Source organism: Candidatus Magnetaquiglobus sp. (assembly GCF_058402785.1).
In genome coordinates, this window is sequence record NZ_JBZVFG010000011.1 from 46,630 (window position 1) to 65,225 (window position 18,596).

An 18,596-nucleotide genomic window follows, 5' to 3' on the forward strand; every position below is an offset into this window, starting at 1 on the left:
CGGTTCGCCTCACCCCCGTCGCACGCTAATACCGCCACTCCATCTCCAGCCCGATCGTCTCGATCTTCGGCTGCTGCAACTGCCAGATATGGTTCAAATGGTCCTCGCGGATACGCTGGTTCTGCTTGTGGGTCAAGCTGACCGCGCTAAAGATCGTACCCGAATACCACCCCAACTCCACCACGCCCAACGCCGCCCCCAGCCCCGAGATCCCCTTGGAGAAGGCCTGGATGGTCCCGGCCAGAAGCAGGCCATTGGAGAGCAACGCCACCCCGGCATCCTCCGGTCGATTCAGATAAAGATGGCCGGCACCCGGAACCGCCGCCGACAACAAACCCGAAATCCACGGATCCTTGTAGGGCAATTTCGGAAGATGATCCAGTTCACGAATCAAATCATGAACCGGTTCTTTCATTTCCGGATGGTCCACGGCCAGAAGATGACCGCGCGCCACCTCCTCCTCACCCGGCTTGCCCATGGCCAGCCAGGCCAGACGCAGACGCGACAAGGCGCTCAACTCGGTATCCATGCCCATCTCGGCAAGCCGCTGATAGCGTCTCACCGCCTCCTCGCGCGCCCCGGCCCGCTCGTAGATCAACCCCATGCGCAACAACGCCATGGGAATGAACGGACTCTTGGGATAGGCCGCCCCAAGCTCGGAAAAGGCCCGCAACGCACCATCCGTCTCGTTGGCCTGGGCCAGATTCACCGCCAGACGGAACATCGCCTCCTCGAGTCTGGGAAACGCCTGGTCCGAACCGCCCCGCCCAGCCGACACATACCGACCGAACTCGGTGGCCGCCCGTTTGTGGTCGCTCCCCTTCTCCAGATCCAACGCATAAGAAAACACCGCCTCCGGGGCATTCAGATAGCCCCCCTCGCCACCCGTCGGCCAGAAAAGCCAACAGACCAGAATCCCCAGAAAAAGGCGCAACCGTGTCTTCATTTGATGAACTGGTTCATCTCGAAAATGGGTAACAAGACCGCCACCACCACATAACCCACCACACCCCCCATGACCAGAATGATCACAGGTTCCACCAGATGCATCAACCGTTCCAAGGTCTGTTCGATCTCCTCGCGATGCAAACGCGCCGCCCGCTCCAGCATCGCCTCCAGGCTCCCGGACCGCTCTCCGGCCTTGATCATGCGAATCGCCAACCCCTGAAAATGGCCGGTACGCTCAAGGGCCTCGGCCAGGGAGTCTCCCCGTTCCACCGCCTTGGCCACCTCCAGCATGCCAGAGCGCACCGTGACGAATCCGGTGGCATCCGCGGTCACCTGCAGACTGCCAATCACAGGCACCCCGCTTTTCAAAAGCAGTCCAAGCAGTTGACACACCCGCATGGTCGCCACCGATGACAGCAACTCCCCCAACAAAGGCACACGCCACCAGACACGCTCCAAACGCACGCGCCCCTTCGACGATCGCGCCCATCCCGCCAGCACCAACAACCCGATCAACAGCGCCACGGCGCTCCACACCCCCCAGTCGCGCAGATAATCGCTGATCGCCAACAACGAACGGGTCACCATCGGCAACGCCTGCTGGGTCTCCTTGAAGACCGTGGTCACCTTTGGAACCACCACGGTCATCATGAAAATCAGAATCATCCCCCCGACGATCGCCATCACCGCAGGATAGATCATGGCGCTGATCAACCGGGCACGAATACGCCTCTCCTCCTCCATCACCACCGCCAGACGCTCGAAAATGGTATCCAGCGCCCCACCTCCTCCCCGCTCTCCCGCACGCACCAGACTCACATAGAGCGGCGGAAAGATCCGCTCGTGTCGTCCCAGCGCCTCGGAAAGCGACAGACCCTCGCCCACATCGTTGCGGATGGTCGCCACCACCTCGCGAAACGGACCGGTGCGAATCTGCTCCTCCACGCTGCTCAACACCTCCATGACCGGGAAACCAGCCGCCAGAAGGCTGGCCATCTGGCGGGTAAAAACGATCTTCTCCCGCATCGGCGGCAGAGGCGCGCGTCTGTTCAACGACCAACGTCTTGGGCTCCGTTTCGACGTTTCGCTCCCCTCGAGCCGTTCCAGCAGGGTGGGATAGATCTCCTGTTGCTTCAACAGACGACGGGCATCCCGTTCGGTGTCGGCGTCCAGCACCCCCTTGACCGTGCGACCACCGCCGGCGCGCATTCCCTCGTAACGAAAGACCGCCATCAGACCACCTCGCCGCGCTCCTGGGTGACGCGAAACACCTCCTCCAGACTGGTGAGCCCCTCGGCGGCCTTGATCAGGCCCGCCTCGCGCAGCGAGGTCATCCCCTCCTCACGCGCCACGCGGTGCAACTCCAGATCCGAGGCTCGCCGATCGATCAGCGCCCGGATCGCCGAACTCATGGTCAGAAGCTCGAACACCGCCGTCCGTCCCAGATAGCCGGTCCCCATGCAGCCCGGGCACCCCTTGGGACGATAAAACCGTGCCCCTTCCAACACCCCCGCGCGACTCTCGCCCACGCTCGCCCGCAACAACGACGCCTCGGGAACGAACGGCTCCTTGCACCGCTCGCACAGCCGACGCACCAACCGTTGCGCCACCACCCCATCCACCGACGAACTGACCAGAAACGGCTCGATCCCCATGTTCACCAGCCGCACCACCGCCCCCACGCTGTCGTTGGTGTGCAGGGTGGAAAAGACCAGATGGCCGGTGAGACTCGCCTGAATGGCGATCTCGGCGGTCTCCAGGTCGCGGATCTCGCCCACCATGATCACATCCGGATCCTGGCGCAGAATCGAGCGCAGTCCGGAAGCAAAGGTCAAGCCGATCTTCGGAGCCACCTGGATCTGTCCCACCCCGGCCAGCGAGTATTCGATCGGATCCTCGATGGTGATGATGTTTTTCTCCGAGGTGTTGATCGCCGACAGGATCGAATACAAAGTCGTGCTCTTGCCGCTTCCGGTCGGCCCGGTCACCAGCATGATGCCGTGGCTGGCGGTCATGCGGCTCCGAATCCACCCCATCTGCGCGTCGGTGAGTCCCAGTTCGGTCAATCCGGTCTTCTCGCCCTGTTTCTCCAGAAGGCGCATCACCAACCGTTCGCCGTAATGGCCCGGCAGCACCGATACGCGCACGTCGATATCCTGGCTGGCCACCTGCACCCGCAGCGCGCCATCCTGGGGAAGCCGTTTCTCGGCGATGTTCAGGCCGGCCATCACCTTGATGCGTGACATGAGCGGGGCCTGGACCGGTTTGGGGGGACGCAACGCTTCGTGCAGCAGGCCATCGACCCGGAAACGCACGATCAGGTTGTTCTCGAATGGTTCGATGTGGATATCCGAAGCGCGGTTGCGCAGGGCCTGGATGATCAGTGAATTGACCAGTTGGATGATGGGCGCATCGTTGTCGGCTTCGAGCAGATCCGGTTTCTCTGCCAATTGACTGGCGAGCATCGAGGGTGGGAGTTCGTCCAGGACGTTTTCCACCGCGATCCCGTGTTCCTGGTGCACCCGTTGCAAGGCATCGAGCAGCTGCTCCCGGGTGACCCGGACCGGTTTGACCGGCTCGTTGCTGGCGAGACGGAACTGATCCAGGGCATGAGGATCGGTGTGCGTGGTGATCCACACCTCCAGGCGACCATTGTCGGTTTTCCAGGCAGGCAGGAACAGGGCACGTTTGGCCACGGCAAAGGGGAGCGAGCGGGCGATGGCGGGGTTCAAGCGTTCCGGTGGGGTTTCTGTTCTGCTCATCGAACCAACCGTGCGAGGGGGAAGGATAAGATTCCAGTGTCACCGGGGTCCAGGGGCCAATGGCCACTGGTGGGTTCCAAGGGCAACGCCCTTGGTGGGTTCCAAGGGCAACACCCTTGGGACTTTTGCTTTTCGCACGCTTTTCACGATAAGACATTTTTCGCGTCTTTTGCGAGAAATGGCGCAAGCGCGCGAGGTCTCATGTGCCCCATCCGTTGCCCGTCAGGACAATGGATGGGGCGAATTGCATGTCTGCACACAAGCCGCCTCCGGCGGCCTGCTCTTTACTGGCCATGTTCGCGGGATCGTTTCGCCAAAAACGCGAAACGATCCCGCAGCCAAGGCTGGCGCGCAACATTTTTCACAAAAAACGTGAAAAATGTTGCTTTATAAAACGCGCCTGAAAGACGAAAGATTAAAGACGAAAGTCCCAAGGGCTTTGCCCTTGGATCCCACCAGGGGGATAATCCCCCTGGACCCATGACACGTTCACGCCCCTCGACACGTTCACGCCCCTCGACACGCTCACGCCCCTCGACATGCCTCAATTCCCCTCGATCGCCGGACGCCACCGGATCGGATAGACCCGCTTCCCCTCCTTCTTCTTGAAGGCCTCCGCCGCACGCAAAGCCTCCTTCTCACCGGCATAATGACCAATCCGCACCGAAAACCGCGCCTTGCCGTCCCGATCCAACTCCCTCACCACACTGGCCGCATATCCCTTGTCCACCCACCTGGACGCCGTGACCTTGGCCCCCTCGAGATTGTCGCCATACTCGACCTGCAACGCATACCCGTCCGAAGCCCGAGGCACGGATGCCGCCTCAACCGCGACGGAAGGCTCGGCCTTCACCGGCTCGGGCGTCGCGGATTTGGCCTCACCCCGCTTGCCGGACCTCGTTTCATCCTGTTTCGCGCTGGCCTCACCCCGCTTGCCGGACCTGGCCTCACCCCGTGTCGCGGCGTTGACCGACAACGCCTCTCCCTTTACCTGGGCGGAACGCTTGAGAGGGCGATCCTCCACACGCACCGGAGCCGGGCGCTTCTCGCCATCCGACCCGCCAGAAACGGTCGGCACCTCCGACAAAACCTCCCCCTTTACCGACCCCTCGCCCACGGGAACATACGGCAGAATCTGCCCGAACTCCGGCAACGGCGAAGGCGGCAAGGTGTGAATCACCCCCGACCCCTTCGACTCCACCACACCCCACATCTCCCGCGCGGTCTGATATTTGTCGGAAGAGAGCTTGACCAATTCGTCGAACTGATTGGTGATCACCGGACGAATGAACACCATCAGATTGGATTTGTTGCGCGAACGACTGGTTTTCTTGAACAACTCCCCCACCCCGGAAACACCGCCCAAACAGGGAACCATACCCACCTGATCGCTCTGTTCCTCCTTGATCAGACCACCCAGAACGATGGTGTTGCCGCTCTTCAAGTTCACCGTGGTCTTGATGGAACGCTTGTTGGTCACCACACTGCTGCCCAGGGTGCCGGCATTGAGCTGATCCATGCTCTTCGGGGTGATGCTGGACTGCTCCTGATAGATCTTCATCTCCAGCCATTGATCCTCGATGATCCGAGGCGTGACCCTCAAGGTCAACCCCACATCCTTGCGCTCCACGGTCTGCGAGGTGACACCCGGCGTGGTGGTGGACGAGGCCGCAGTGGAGGAGGTGGTTCCCGAAACGATCGGAATGTTCTGACCCACGATGATCTCCGACTCCACCCCATCCATGGTGACGATGTTCGGGGTGGCGAGGATGTTCACATCCCCCTCGGATTGAAACGCCTTGATCATGGCCGGAATGTTCGGAACCGTGGTGGTTCCCCAGGTGATCGCCCCCTTCATCAACCCCAAGGCCATGCCATTGCCCGTGTCCAGGGGGTTGGTGATCGTATCCCCGAACGACGACCCAGCAAACCCGGTCAACGCCTTCGATCCCGCCACGGTCGGAATGTTGCCGAAACGCCACTCCACCCCGAACTCAGCGGCCCGCTCGGCGGTCACCTCGATGATCAATGCCTCGACATGCACCTGCAAGCGCCGCTTGTCCAACCCCTGAATGATCGGCAACAGAGTCCGGTAATCCTCCGGAGTCGCGGCGATCACCAGCGTGTTGGTCGATTTCTCCCCCACCACGTTCACCGAACGCATGAACTCCAGAGGCTTCAACTCATCGCCACCGCTCTTGGAAGCACTCGACGACCCCATCAGCGTGGTCAACACCTTGGCGATTGCCTCGGCCTCGCTGTTGCGCGGATAATAAAGATGCAGATTCCCGGCGTTCGATACCACCGGATGGTCCAACCCGGCAATCAGATGCGCGATCTCCTTGAGCTGCTCCTTGGGCGAAACCACCACCAGGGTGTTGCTCCGGGCATCCCCGAACACCTTGACCCCCACATCCTCCTTGCGCCGCCGGGTGTTGAAATCGGTATAAATGGCGTTGACAAGCTTTTCGACCGCGGTCGCCGAGGCGTGCTTCAACACGAACAGCCGCCGTTCGGCCAACCCCACCGGCACGTCCATCGCCTCGATCAGGGTCACCAGCTTGTTGACCACCACCGCCGCGTCGGTCACCACCAACGCATTGGTCGGCACATGAGCGGCCAGGGATCCCCAGGGGTGCAACAGCGGTTTCAGGGTGGCCGCCAGGGAGTTGGCATCCACATGGCGCAGTCGCACCAGACGACTCAAGACCATCTCCTCCTTGGATGGCGCCGGCAAAGGTTCCAACACCGGCGTCCCTCCCTCGGCGATGCCCGATTTCAACGGCACGATCTTGAAGGCGCCATCCCGCTCGACCACGGTCAACTCATGCACGCTCAAGATCGATTCGAAAATCTTCTCCGCTTCGCCCACCGAAACCGCCGTAGGGGTGACCACCGTCACCTTGCCCTTCAACTGCGGATCGAGCACATAGTTCTTGCCGGTCATCTCCGCGACGAAACGGACCACCTGGGCCAGTTCCACGCCCTGAAAATCCATGGTGACCCGATCCCCGGAACCCGGCATCACCCCCATCGATGCGGACTGGGCGGATGCGACGCCACCGGTCGCGGCTTGAGAGGCGGCAACGGTACCCGCTCTGCCGCCGGAGGCCGCATCCGTCACCACGGATGCACCAGAATTGCCCGTCACGTTCGGATCGGGTGTCTGGGCAGAGACGCCCATGCCCGGCGCGTTCGGGTCCGAGGGCCTGACAGAGGATCTCCCGCCAAATGGGGCCGCCTCCGCGATCGACACGGAAAGCAGCAACACCATCAACATGCGAAGAAAACTCATCCGCGCTTCCCAAATCCTTAAAGAGGCTGTTTGGCAAATGCCAAACAGCCGACGCAGGCCATTCATGGCCCGCCAAATTGCGCCGCAATTTGAAAAGCACGAATCGATTGTTTCGATTCGTGCAGGTTTGGTGATTCCATGAATGGAATCACCAAACCGCCTCTAAGCGTGGATCGCCATCACGATCCATCGCCAATGGTCCATTCGAGCGTCTTGGGCTGGTTGTCTCGGATCAGATCGATCCGAATCGTGGCCAACCCCTTGAGCTGACCGGCCAACTGCCCCATCTTCTGGGCATCGGTGACCGAAATGCCGTTGATCTGGCGGATCACGTCATCGCTGGCCAACCCGAATCGGGTGAACTCGGTCTTGGTATCGGCGAACTTCACCCGATAACCCACGGAGTCGTTCCCCTGATAATACGGGGTGACGTTCACGCCCGCCAAAAGCCCCATACCCTTGCCCACCAGGGTATCATACTCCTGTCTGGCGATCGTGCCCAGGGTTGCGGTGGACGGTGATGCCTGAACACTCCCCTCGGCGGCAGGACGCGCCCCAGCCAACTCCGGCAGCTTGATGCCGTCGGGCATGACGATCCGTTCGGTCCGTCCCCGATTGTCGAAGTAGACGGCGTTGCGCTCGATCTTCTTCAGGAACGCCCCATCCACCTCCTCGCCGACCTGCAACACCAACTGATTGTTCGGATCCTTCTTGCGGGTCAGAACCGCCCAGGAGAGCTGCGGCAGGATCATGCAGCCGATCAGATTCAGTTCCAGCCTCGACTCCACCACCTCCTCCCTGACCACCGGTGGCGGGGGTGCGACTGGTTTCTCCTTCTCGACGATCACCGTCTCCCAGGGATTGAACGCGCGCATCCCTTCCAGCAACGTGGTCCCGGAAACCGCGCGATTCGGAACCGGAGCGCTCTTGCCGGACTGGGATGGAAGCGCCTGGGCGAGCGACTGGGGTTCCGGAACGGCCAGCCAGGAGAGACGGGCGAGTTCCAGTCCCAGACAGGCGGCCATCAAAAAGGGCGCGACACGCGCGCCCAGATGGTTCAACGAGGTTGGAGTCATGCTCGACCGGAGGTTGCCGATTCGTGATCACAATGGCTTGGAAAAGAGGAGCGGAGCGTGACGGGCCATGACGACAAGATCCCCCACGCACCTCCCGACCGTGGAACCCCCACACCAGGGCGTTCCACGGTCGAATACGATCCGCTCCCGCGTTGTCAGACCAATCCGCCGCTCACCTTGACCATCGACCGCCGCCGCCAGCCGACCAGGGCCACGGGCACGACGATCAACAGCAACATCAGCCCCAGGGCCGCCGGCATGGAACCGGTCAACAGCAACCAGCTCATGCCGATCAAGGGCAACAGCAGCACCCGCACCACAGGCTTGACCGCATCATGCTCACGCAGCCAATCCGCCGCCGCCGGGCTGTGGGTGTAGTACTGCTCCACGAACCAGCTGCCCAGGGCGTTGGTCAGCAGGTAACGGTCACGGAACTCACGCAGGAGCTGGACATGCGGCTCCTCGTAAGAACCATAGGCCGCCGTGGCGATGAAGCAGCCACCACCGCCGCCGGAAGTGCCGCCACTCGTGGAAACGGTGGCGGGCGCGCCCACGGAGAAGTGAGGCATCTTCACGGTGATCGACGGCGTGCCACCGTTGTTGCAGTTGAAGGTGAACGGCAACGACTCGACATTGGTCCCGGCATTCAGATCGGCCAGGGTGTTGGCGATCTTGAAGACATAGCCGCCCTCCATGCGCGCCTTCACCGCCGCGTCACAGATGGACTCACCGGCAACCATCTTCTGCTCGACCACCTTCTTGCTCACCGGAACCTCGATGGGAATACCCACCGAACTGTCGATGATGGTGTTGCCCGAAGCGGTCGAAAGGACGTTGCCACTCTTGTCGTTGGCGAACATCTTGATCTCGAGAACCTCACCACCGGTCAGGGCATCGGCGGCGGCGTTGTCCAGCTTGACCGCATTCACCTTGGTCACCACATTGGCCACGTCCGCGCTCTTGAAAGCGTTGGCCGGAATCGCGATACCCACCTCCTTGATCACCGCCGACTCGCTGGTCGTCAAGGCGATGTCCTTGAAGTCCGGCGTATCGGTCTTGTCGCTGATGGCGATGAAGGTCGGCGCCGCCGTCACCAGGCTCGCGGTCTGAACCCCCGTGCCGCTCAAGGTGCTGTCCAGAGTCTCCTGAACACCGCCCGTGGTCGGCAAGGTAAGCGTCGTCGATCCCACGACCAATTTGCTGGTATCCCCGGTCACCACGCCAACCGTGGGAGGACTCTTCAACTGAATCGCCGCCACGTTGACCTGCCAGGTATTCCCGGAGACCGCCAAACAGGCGCTCATGGTCTCAAGCGTCTGCGTGGCACCCTGACCGTTGACACAGGACACCGTGAAGCCGTTGGCGGTGGTCAGATCCACTGTCTTCACGCTGCGCACGTCGGAAACCACATCCTTGGCCGCAATCACCAGACGATCCGGGGTCAAGGTCGCGCTGTCCACGGAGACGACATAGCTGTACGTGGTGTTCGCGACCCCCGCCGCCACGGCGGCGGTCCCGAACACGCGCTTGCCGGTCGAATCCAACACCGAGACGGAGATGTCCGTCAAGGTGGCGACGGTCTCACCCGACAGGGTGCCCATGAACCTGATCGGCTTGCCGATCGCCCGCAGTACCACCGTACCGGTGGTCTGCGTGCTCTCCAGCGTGATGCTGTTGGTCAGGTGGGTCGTGGCATTGGCCGGCGTGACATCGAACGCATACTTGCCGCCCACCGGCAAGGAGAAGGTCGCCTTGCCATCGGTGCCCGTGGTCTGATTCACCCAATCCATGTTGAACTCGGTCTTCAACGTCGTTTTGTCGCGCAAGGCGATCGTGGCGCCGTTCAAGGCGACGTTGGAACCATCGGTCACGGTCAGGGTGTAGCTGGAGACCGGCACGATGGCCGCCGACTCCGAAGTGGCCGTGGCCCAGGCCGCCGTGGATTCGGCATTCTCGACCAACACCACCGCCTTGACCTTGAAGCTGGTCACCTTGGTCAAACCGGACGCGGGCACGATGGCGGCGCTGGCCGGTTCGGTGCCGGTACCGGCGACCGCGGTCGCGGTCAGGCTGTTGGTCGCGGTCCCCTGCCCCTTGGTGGCCAGCAAACCGGCGATCTTCACCGTGGTGTCGGCAACACCAGCACCATCCACCACCGTCAGCTTGAACTGATCACCCGACTTGCCACCGGTCACCGAAACCGATTGGTTCAGATCCGAGGAGAGCATGGCACTCGCGGAGATCGCCACCTTGTAAGGCACGTTGACGGTCATCTCCTTGGTCCATCCGGAGTCCGGATCGGTCACGGTCACGGTGTAGACTCCGGCAAAGGCTCCGGTCGTCGGCGCGGTGAAGGTGTAGACCCCGTTGGTGGCGGTCAGGGTTTCGGAGGAGGTCCCATACCACGGCCCCTTGACCATCACCGACAAATTGCCCGCGCCACCGGAAACCGCAAAGCGCAAGGCCGCCCCCCCACTCGTGGTGGTTTGAGCCTTGGTGACATCGATCTCCGTCGCGGCGGTATCCTTGAAGGAGAGCGCGGATTTCACGATCACGGTCACATCCGTGGCGATTTCCGTGTACTTGTTGCTCTTGATGGTCACCTTGACACCATCGGTGACGCCAAGACCCGTGACATTGCCCGCGCTGTCCACGCTCACCTTGGTGGCATCCGCCGAAGTGAAGGAGTAGGTCGCGCCGCTGCCACCGCCCACCGGAACCAGCTTGGCGGTGTTGCGTCCACCGGTGGTGGTGACCGTATCCAGATACAGAATTTTGCCCGGCAATCCGGTTACCGTGATCGGATCCACCACCTCGATGGTCGCCGTGGTGACGGCATTTTCGGTCCGATCAACACCCGCGCCGGTCTTGCCGTTGTAGGTGGCCGTGTCCTTGACCGTGACGGTGAAGGTCCCGGTCTTGAGGGTGGTGATGGCACAGATGCTGTTGGTGGCCTGGGCCGCGACCGTGGCCACGGCGGTATCGCTGCTGGTGCAGGTGTAGCTGCCGTTGCCACCGGTGATGATCAGCGAGTTGTCGGTCTTGCTCACCAACAGCGCCGAGGCGGCGCTCTTGGAGGTCGCGACCGGAGCATGAATGGTCACGCTTGCGGTGGGGGCCACCTGGGTGCCGCCCACGTTCCCGGTCACGGTCAACGTGGCCGGCGTGGTGGTCGCGGCGAGCGCCGTGTAGGTGGAGCTGTTGCCCGTCGCACTGCTCAGGGTCCCAGCCGTGGTGTTGCTGTTGGCCCAGCTCGGGGTGGTCGAAGAGGTACCGATCACCGAGAAGCTCTTGGTGTCACCCACCACCAGGGTGGCGCTGCCCGGATTGACCGAGAAGGGCGCCAGGGTCAAGGTGGCCTTGGTGACCGCGAGGCCATTGGCCGCACCGTTCACCTCGATCGTCCGCGTCGTCGTGGAAGAGACATCCTGGGCAACGGTGGTCAGGGTGGTCATGGCCACGCCATTGGTCGGGGTTACCGCCGTGGTCGCCGTCAGGGTGCCGTAGGTGGTCGCATCCAGGCTGAAGGTCACGGCATTCGTCGCACTGGTTGCCACGTTGTCGAACGAATCCTTCAACGTGCCGGACACATGCACCGTATTCTGGTTGACCGCACTCATGGTGAGGGCCGCACCACCCGCGCCGGCCTGCGTGGACGACAGACCGATGATCAACCTGGTCGGCGTGGCATGGGTGCCGGTGGCCGTGAAGGTGACCGGATTGGTCACGCCCGCGACCGAGGCGGTCACCGAGTTGACACCCGCCGTCTGACCCAGTTTCAGGGTGGAGGTGGCGATACCGCTGGTGGTGGTCGCCGTGGTCGAACTGAGCGAACCCCCACCACTGGCAACCGCGAAGGTCACCGTGGCACCGGAGACCACATTGTCGTGGGCATCCTTGACGATCACACCGAACGGATTGGCCAGGTTGGTGTCCACCGTCCCGCTCTGACCGGTGCCGGAGTTGGCGGCGATGCTCGCCGCCGCGCCCGCATTCGCGGTCTGGGTAAAGGTCACCGACGGGAAGCCGGAAGCCGAAACGGTGATCGTCTGGGTGCCCGCCGTGGTCCCCAGCGTGAAAGTCGTGGCCGTGGCCACGCCATTCACCGTGGTCACCTTGGTGGTGTCGGTCCCGTTGGCAAACTTGCCTGCCGAGGCCGTGAAAGTCACCTCCTGCTGCGTCGTGATCGGCGAGCCACCCGTGGTCAACGTCACGACCATCGCGTTGGCCAATGCCGTGTTCACCGTGCCGGTCTGCGTGTCACCTGCGGGAGTCTTGGTCATCACGTTGTAGGCCAGGGTGATCGGCAGATTGGTCACGCTGCTCGCCAGAATGGTCGGCGTGGAGGCATCCACCGAGATCATCAGGCTGGTGGTGCCCTGGGCCTGTGCAACCGTGTTCAACGTGGTCGTGGCAACACCGGAACTGGCTGTCGCCGTGGCCGACGTCAATGTGCCATAGCTGGTGGAGTCCAACACGAAGGTAACCACCGTCGCGTTATCCGAGGTCACCGTGTTCCCAAACGAATCCTTGAGCGTACCGGTCAAGGTCACCTGGTTGGCCGACGTGGCGCTCACCGTGGACGACGAGGCACCCAAAACAACCTGGGTCGCCGCACCCGCGTTGCCGGTGGCCGTGAAGGTGACCGGATTGGTCACGCCCGCGACCGAGGCGGTGACCGAGTTGACACCCGCCGTCTGACCCAGTTTCAGGGTGGAGGTGGCGATACCGCTGGTGGTGGTCGCCGTGGTCGAACTGAGCGAACCCCCACCACTGGCAACCGCGAAGGTCACCGTGGCACCGGAGACCACATTGTCGTGGGCATCCTTGACGATCACACCGAACGGATTGGCCAGGTTGGTGTCCACCGTCCCGCTCTGACCGGTGCCGGAGTTGGCGGCGATGCTCGCCGCCGCGCCCGCATTCGCGGTCTGGGTAAAGGTCACCGACGGGAAGCCGGAAGCCGAAACGGTGATCGTCTGGGTGCCCGCCGTGGTCCCCAGCGTGAAAGTCGTGGCCGTGGCCACGCCATTCACCGTGGTCACCTTGGTGGTGTCGGTCCCGTTGGCAAACTTGCCTGCCGAGGCCGTGAAAGTCACCTCCTGCTGCGTCGTGATCGGCGAGCCACCCGTGGTCAACGTCACGACCATCGCGTTGGCCAATGCCGTGTTCACCGTGCCGGTCTGCGTGTCACCTGCGGGAGTCTTGGTCATCACGTTGTAGGCCAGGGTGATCGGCAGATTGGTCACGCTGCTCGCCAGAATGGTCGGCGTGGAGGCATCCACCGAGATCATCAGGCTGGTGGTGCCCTGGGCCTGTGCAACCGTGTTCAACGTGGTCGTGGCAACACCGGAACTGGCTGTCGCCGTGGCCGACGTCAATGTGCCATAGCTGGTGGAGTCCAACACGAAGGTAACCACCGTCGCGTTATCCGAGGTCACCGTGTTCCCAAACGAATCCTTGAGCGTACCGGTCAAGGTCACCTGGTTGGCCGACGTGGCGCTCACCGTGGACGACGAGGCACCCAAAACAACCTGGGTCGCCGCACCCGCGTTGCCGGTGGCCGTGAAGGTGACCGGATTGGTCACGCCCGCGACCGAGGCAGTCACCGAGTTGGCGCCCGCCGTCTGACCCAGTTTCAGGGTGGAGGTGGCGATACCGCTGGAATTGGTGTTCGCGCTGGCGGCACTCACGGAACCCCCACCACTGGCAACCGCGAAGGTCACCGTGGCACCGGAGACCACGTTGTTGTAGGCATCCTTGACGATCACACCGAACGGATTGGCCAGGTTGGTGTCCACCGCCCCGCTCTGACCGGTGCCGGAGTTGGCGGCGATGCTCGCCGCCGCCCCAGCCGTGGCGGTCAAGGTGAAGGTCTTGGAAGTATACCCGGTGGCCGATGCCGTGACCGTATAAACCCCCGCCGTCTGCGGCAGAGTGAAGGCCGGAGCCGTGGCAATACCATTCGAACCGCTCTTGACGGTGATGGTGCTCTTGCCACCGACTTCCGTGCCACCCACGAAGTTGCCGCCCGCATCCGCAGTGAAGGTCACATCCACATTCGCGTTCGGCGTGTCGATGGTATGCAGGTAAACCCCCAGCACCGGAGAGACCGCCGTGTTGACCGTCCCGGTGCGCGTCGTACCGTTCGTGTCCGCATCCATGGTGGGCAACACCACCGTGACCGGTGCGGTTCCCTCGGTGTAGGAACTGACCGTCGATGACTTGTTGTCCGAAACCGCCTTGAACCAGGCCTTGATCGGCGAAGAACCCGCCGTCGCGCCACTCTTGACCACCAGTCTCAAGGTCATGACCTTGTAATTGTTGATGACCGCATTGGCCTGGTACATGGATGTCAGGCGCGTGTAGTTGATAAAGGCCTGGTTGCTGACCCCAAACAGCGTCTCACCACTGACACTCTGTTCGGAAATGCCCGAAACCATCGAGTCCGTGCCACCCGTGTTGGCGATCATGGTGATCCGGCTGTTCTCATTGTTGATCAGTCTGGTACGATCAACCCCTTCGTTATCTGTATAGGCTTCAAGATATTTGGTTTTGTGCGGATCATTATCCCCAGAGGTCCCCACGCTCCCCGCGTCCAACGCAAAAATCCGATGGTCCCACTGCACGATCACGCCCGCCGTGTTGATCCTTGTCGCGCCATCCGCATTGGCGGATACCGCCACCGTCACATCCACAAAAGAGCCTGGTGCCGCAGTATCCGTACTGCTCGTCACCAACAACTGGCCACCCGTGGCTGCCCAAACCTGGCCACTGAACAGAATCAGAACCGCCACGATCAACGAGCGGAAAACTGCGATCAAACCATGACGGATCCTGCCCTCTTGCATCGTATGCAACCATGGAAACATGGCAAACACCTCACTTAAACATGATTGGAAAAGAGATCAAAATGATATCAAAGCATAACATCTCAACGTCAAACAACCCCCATCTCGTCTCAAGAACTGTCAACCACGCCCACCTTCCACATCAGACATCACGCTATTTCAAGAAGTCGATATGGGAGATCACCGTGGCATTGCTCTGAGGATCTGGAAGCAAAAGCCCCGAATCCAGGATATCCGCGCCATTCAAACGCCGTACCATCAGCAACCCATCCGTGGCATCCACTTGCCCGCTTTGGTCCACATCCAGATAAACCCGCAACTCATCGACCCGTTCGAGGACCGAGCGATTATTCTCACCGGTCGGCAACCGCACATCCGAATCGATGAGATCCGCGCCATTCAAGCGACGCTGAATCAACAAGCCATCCGTGGCATCCACACGGCCACTGTGATCCACATCCAATACCACATACGCCGAGGGCGTGGCGTTCACCTCGGCGGAGGTCGCCGTCAAATCATAACCATTGGCCGTACCCAGACTGGAAAAACGCACCGTCGTCGTCCCCTGGGCTCCGGCAGAGACCCGAAAATGGACCTTGAACAACGCCATGGGCAAGGTCACGCCCGGGTCCGGCCAGCGTCCATCCAATCCCACCCAAGCCAAACCAACCCTTCGGTTCGTCGTGGGATCGCGATCGAGATCCTCTTCATCCACCCGCGGCACGGAATCGCGACCGATCAGAGCCGCCGCGCTGTTGCCACTCAGGGGCTGGAGATCCTGATAGACATCCGAAAAGCCGGTAAAAACCAACCGATTGGAATCGTAATGAACACCCACGCCCAATCCGCTCGTTCGGGCATCGGAACCGTTGTCGGTCGCGTAACGGATCGTCAGCACCACAGTCTCACCCGCCTGAACCGCCTGACTCACCACGGTTGGCGCAAGAACCTGTTCACCGCTCGCGGCCAGACCATCTGGCATGGGATGAAACAGGCCCCCGACAGAGACCATCCATGCACCAAGAGTGACGAATCCCCGCCTCCATCGACACATAATGAACGCCCTGCTCATGAAAATCAATTATCATTTCAAGGCATCAATTCTCGCACGGATCGTATCATTCTGATCGGTCGGCAGACCTACGCCATCAATAATGATGTCACCACCCGTCAGACGCCGTTGAATCAGCAAGCCATCCGTGGCACCCACACTGCCATTCTGATCCACATCCAACAACGTTCCCAAGGCATCAATCCGGCCACGGATCGTATCGTTCTGATCCGACGGCAACCCCACGCCATCGATGATGATGTCACCACCGGTCAAACGCCGCTGAATCAACAAACCATCCGTGGCCGTGACACTGCCATCCCGGTCCACATCCAGAGGCATGTTGCTGTAGGTCACCGTCACATCGGAGGTCACACTCTCCTTGCCATCCGAAACCGTCAGCCTGAATGTGTATTGACCACTCACCGACGGCGTGAACGAAGGGGTCAAGGTGGTGGCGTTGCTCAAGGTGATGCTCGAACCGGTCGGTTGACTCACCACGGTCCAGGCATAGGTCATGGTGTGGGAATCGGCATCGGTGGCCGTGCCGGACAGGGAGATCGTCCCCGCCGTGGTGACGGTCTTGGCCGACCCGGCGCTGACCACCGGCTTGTTGTTGGTGACCACCGTCACCGTGGCCGGCGTGGCGCTCGAGTTGTAGCCATCGTTCACCGTCAGGCTGAAGATCCAGGTACCAAGGGTCGTGGGCGCGGTGAAGGTCGGCTTGGGCACGGAGGTCGAGGAGAGCGTGACCGTGGATGGACCCGAGGTCTGGGTCCAGGCATAGGTCAAGGTGCCACCCGTGGCCCCGACCGTCGAGGTCGAGCCATCCAGCGTCACCGTGCTTCCCGGAGCCGCGAAGATTTGCGCCGCAGCCACGCTGGCCACCGGCTTGTTGTATACGGTGATGGTCACGGTCGAAGTGTTGGTGCTGTTCTGGGTGCCATCGTTGACCACCAGACGGAACGTGTAACTGCCGCTCGCGGTCGGGGTGAAGGTCGGTTTTTGGGCCGTTGCGCTCGAAAGGGTCACCACCGGCGTGGTCGGACTGGTCTGGGTCCAGGCATGGGTCATGGTATCCCCGGTATCCGCATCCGTGGAACCGCTGCCATCCAGGGTCACCGTCGCGCCGACGGCCACGGTCTGGGCACTGCCGGCATTGGCCACCGGCGCGGTGTTGGCGGTCACGGTGACACTCTTGGCCGCCGAATCCACCGTCCCGTCGTTGACCACCAGACTCACCACATATGCCCCCTTCTTGTCCGGGGTGAAGGTGGCCAGAGCCGGGTTGGTGGTGGATTTGGTGATCGAGCTGGTGCCGGTGGACAACGTGGAGGTACTCGGCTTGCTGGTCAGGTTCCAGGTATAGGTGAGGGCGTTGCCGTCCACATCCGAGGAGTTGCCGCCGTTCAGCGTCACCTCGGTGCCCGGAGCCACCGTACTGTCGCTGCCTGGATTGGCCACCGGCGCGGTATTGGTGCCAGCCGCCGCATTCACCGTGACCGTCTTGGTCACCGCCGCGCTGCTGTCATACCCATCGTTCACCACCAGCGAAAAGACATATTGACCTTGCGTCCGAATCACCACGGTCTGGCTGGCACCCGTCAAGGTGGAGTTGGCCGCCATCGCCGCACCGCCACTCGTGATGGTGGCACCGGTCGGCATGCTGGTCAAAGTCCAGGTGTAGGTGGCAATCGTGTCCGAATCCGCGTCCGTGCCACTGCCCGAAAGGCTCACGGAAACCGAACCGCTGGTATCCAGATTGACCGTCGAGGCACTTCCCGGCACCGCCACCGGCAAGGTGTTGGTCGAGGTGTACTTGCCCACCGCCGAAGCCGATTTGGTGTTCGGATTGGTGACCTGAATGTCATACACCCCAGGCGCCGTGCTGGCCGGAACCGTGGCCGTCAACTGGGTGGCACTGCCCAGAACCACGTTGGTCAAGGTCACCGTGGAGAGGTTAATGGTCGAACTACCCGAGGTGCGCTTGCCGTTGACCAGTTGCACCGTGGCGCCACTCAGAAAGTTGCCACCGTTGATGGTCACCGAAATCGCCGACTGGTGCGCGCCCGAGGCCGGGGTGATCGGCGTGGACGAATCCAGGGTCGGCAAGGTGTTGATGATGTAGGGGCCGCTCTTGCCGATGGATGTGCCCACCACCCCCGAGTCATCCACCGCGCGCAGATAAAAATAGAAACTGCCGTCCGACAACGAAGAAAAGCTGACCGTCGTCGCATTGGTCAGGGTGCCACGCTTCAAAAGAGCGGTTTCACTGGCCGTGTCGAGGTAACCTTGAAACGTGGTGGCATTGTCCGCCCCGGTATCCGTGGTCAGGACATACTCGTAACGAATGTTCGCGCTTGTCCCGAAACTGGATACCGCCTTGGTCCAGGTAAAGGTCATCGTGGTCGCGGTCGATGACTGGGAGACCGTATGCGTCGAGCTGACCACATTCGTTGCCCCTGTCGTGATGGTTGCCGACGCGCTGAGAGTCGAGCAGATCCACACCATCACGATCCACAGTACCTGAAAGGAATGATTACGCTTCATGGTCCCATCCTGATGTATTGATATGGCAAAACTCCCCTCCCTGTACCGGGAGGGGAGATCTTC

The 18,596-nt window shown here is 61.7% G+C and carries 10 protein-coding genes; 2 read left to right on the forward strand and 8 right to left on the reverse strand.

Features of this window, described 5'->3' with window-relative positions:
- Window positions 1-25: 25 nt before the first annotated feature.
- Genes ACV4UY_RS05870 through gspE form a run of 3 tightly spaced genes read right to left on the reverse strand, consistent with a single transcriptional unit; the run spans window position 26 to window position 3,710 of the window.
- Window positions 26-946 carry a tetratricopeptide repeat protein gene (locus ACV4UY_RS05870; RefSeq protein ID WP_491606711.1) on the reverse strand — a complete coding sequence of 307 codons (921 nt, stop codon included), beginning with the start codon at window positions 944-946 and terminating at the stop codon, window positions 26-28.
- Window positions 943-2,181 carry a type II secretion system F family protein gene (locus tag ACV4UY_RS05875; protein ID WP_491606712.1) on the reverse strand — a complete coding sequence of 413 codons (1,239 nt, stop codon included), beginning with the start codon at window positions 2,179-2,181 and terminating at the stop codon, window positions 943-945. Before ACV4UY_RS05875 ends, ACV4UY_RS05870 begins: the two co-directional genes overlap by 4 nt.
- Window positions 2,181-3,710 (reverse strand): type II secretion system ATPase GspE, encoded by a 1,530-nt coding sequence (gspE, locus tag ACV4UY_RS05880; protein ID WP_491606713.1) that lies wholly within the window; start codon window positions 3,708-3,710, stop codon window positions 2,181-2,183. Before gspE ends, ACV4UY_RS05875 begins: the two co-directional genes overlap by 1 nt.
- Before the next feature lie 248 nt (window positions 3,711-3,958).
- Between gspE and ACV4UY_RS05885 the strand changes: the two genes are divergently transcribed.
- Entirely contained in the window at window positions 3,959-4,114 is a 156-nt protein-coding gene (locus tag ACV4UY_RS05885; protein WP_491606714.1) for a hypothetical protein, read from the forward strand.
- A 140-nt stretch (window positions 4,115-4,254) separates the two neighbouring features.
- Here the strand turns inward: ACV4UY_RS05885 and gspD are convergent, their stop codons facing one another.
- A complete protein-coding gene (gspD, locus tag ACV4UY_RS05890; protein WP_491606715.1) occupies window positions 4,255-6,894 on the reverse strand; it encodes a type II secretion system secretin GspD in 2,640 nt (879 codons plus the stop codon).
- Between gspD and ACV4UY_RS05895 the strand changes: the two genes are divergently transcribed.
- Complete coding sequence (locus tag ACV4UY_RS05895) at window positions 6,893-7,147, forward strand: hypothetical protein (RefSeq protein ID WP_491606716.1); 255 nt, start codon at window positions 6,893-6,895, stop codon at window positions 7,145-7,147. The genes gspD and ACV4UY_RS05895 overlap by 2 nt on opposite strands.
- Before the next feature lie 37 nt (window positions 7,148-7,184).
- On the opposite strand, the gene ACV4UY_RS05900 is transcribed toward ACV4UY_RS05895, so the two are convergent.
- From ACV4UY_RS05900 to ACV4UY_RS05915, 4 genes are all read right to left on the reverse strand, one after another.
- The gene (locus ACV4UY_RS05900) at window positions 7,185-8,081 is read right to left on the reverse strand and encodes a type II secretion system protein N (protein ID WP_491606717.1); all 897 of its coding nucleotides are present in this window, start codon (window positions 8,079-8,081) and stop codon (window positions 7,185-7,187) included.
- A 155-nt stretch (window positions 8,082-8,236) separates the two neighbouring features.
- A complete protein-coding gene (locus ACV4UY_RS05905) occupies window positions 8,237-14,905 on the reverse strand; it encodes a beta strand repeat-containing protein (protein WP_491606718.1) in 6,669 nt (2,222 codons plus the stop codon).
- A gap of 181 nt (window positions 14,906-15,086) precedes the next feature.
- Entirely contained in the window at window positions 15,087-15,914 is an 828-nt protein-coding gene (locus ACV4UY_RS05910; protein WP_491606719.1) for a dockerin type I domain-containing protein, read from the reverse strand.
- A gap of 102 nt (window positions 15,915-16,016) precedes the next feature.
- Window positions 16,017-18,533, reverse strand: a complete 2,517-nt coding sequence (locus tag ACV4UY_RS05915) for a PKD domain-containing protein (protein ID WP_491606720.1) — start codon at window positions 18,531-18,533, stop codon at window positions 16,017-16,019.
- Window positions 18,534-18,596 lie beyond the last annotated feature (63 nt).

Bases quoted from the DNA above. Each gene is read 5' to 3' on its own strand.
- gspD (WP_491606715.1), bottom strand. From the start codon at position 6,894: ATGGGCGTCTCTGCCCAGACACCCGATCCGAACGTGACGGGCAATTCT.
- ACV4UY_RS05870 (WP_491606711.1), bottom strand. From the start codon at position 946: ATGAAGACACGGTTGCGCCTTTTTCTGGGGATTCTGGTCTGTTGGCTT.
- gspE (WP_491606713.1), bottom strand. From the start codon at position 3,710: ATGAGCAGAACAGAAACCCCACCGGAACGCTTGAACCCCGCCATCGCC.
- ACV4UY_RS05895 (WP_491606716.1), top strand. From the start codon at position 6,893: ATGCCCGGCGCGTTCGGGTCCGAGGGCCTGACAGAGGATCTCCCGCCA.
- ACV4UY_RS05910 (WP_491606719.1), bottom strand. From the start codon at position 15,914: ATGCCAGATGGTCTGGCCGCGAGCGGTGAACAGGTTCTTGCGCCAACC.
- ACV4UY_RS05900 (WP_491606717.1), bottom strand. From the start codon at position 8,081: ATGACTCCAACCTCGTTGAACCATCTGGGCGCGCGTGTCGCGCCCTTT.
- ACV4UY_RS05915 (WP_491606720.1), bottom strand. From the start codon at position 18,533: ATGAAGCGTAATCATTCCTTTCAGGTACTGTGGATCGTGATGGTGTGG.
- ACV4UY_RS05885 (WP_491606714.1), top strand. From the start codon at position 3,959: ATGTCTGCACACAAGCCGCCTCCGGCGGCCTGCTCTTTACTGGCCATG.
- ACV4UY_RS05875 (WP_491606712.1), bottom strand. From the start codon at position 2,181: ATGGCGGTCTTTCGTTACGAGGGAATGCGCGCCGGCGGTGGTCGCACG.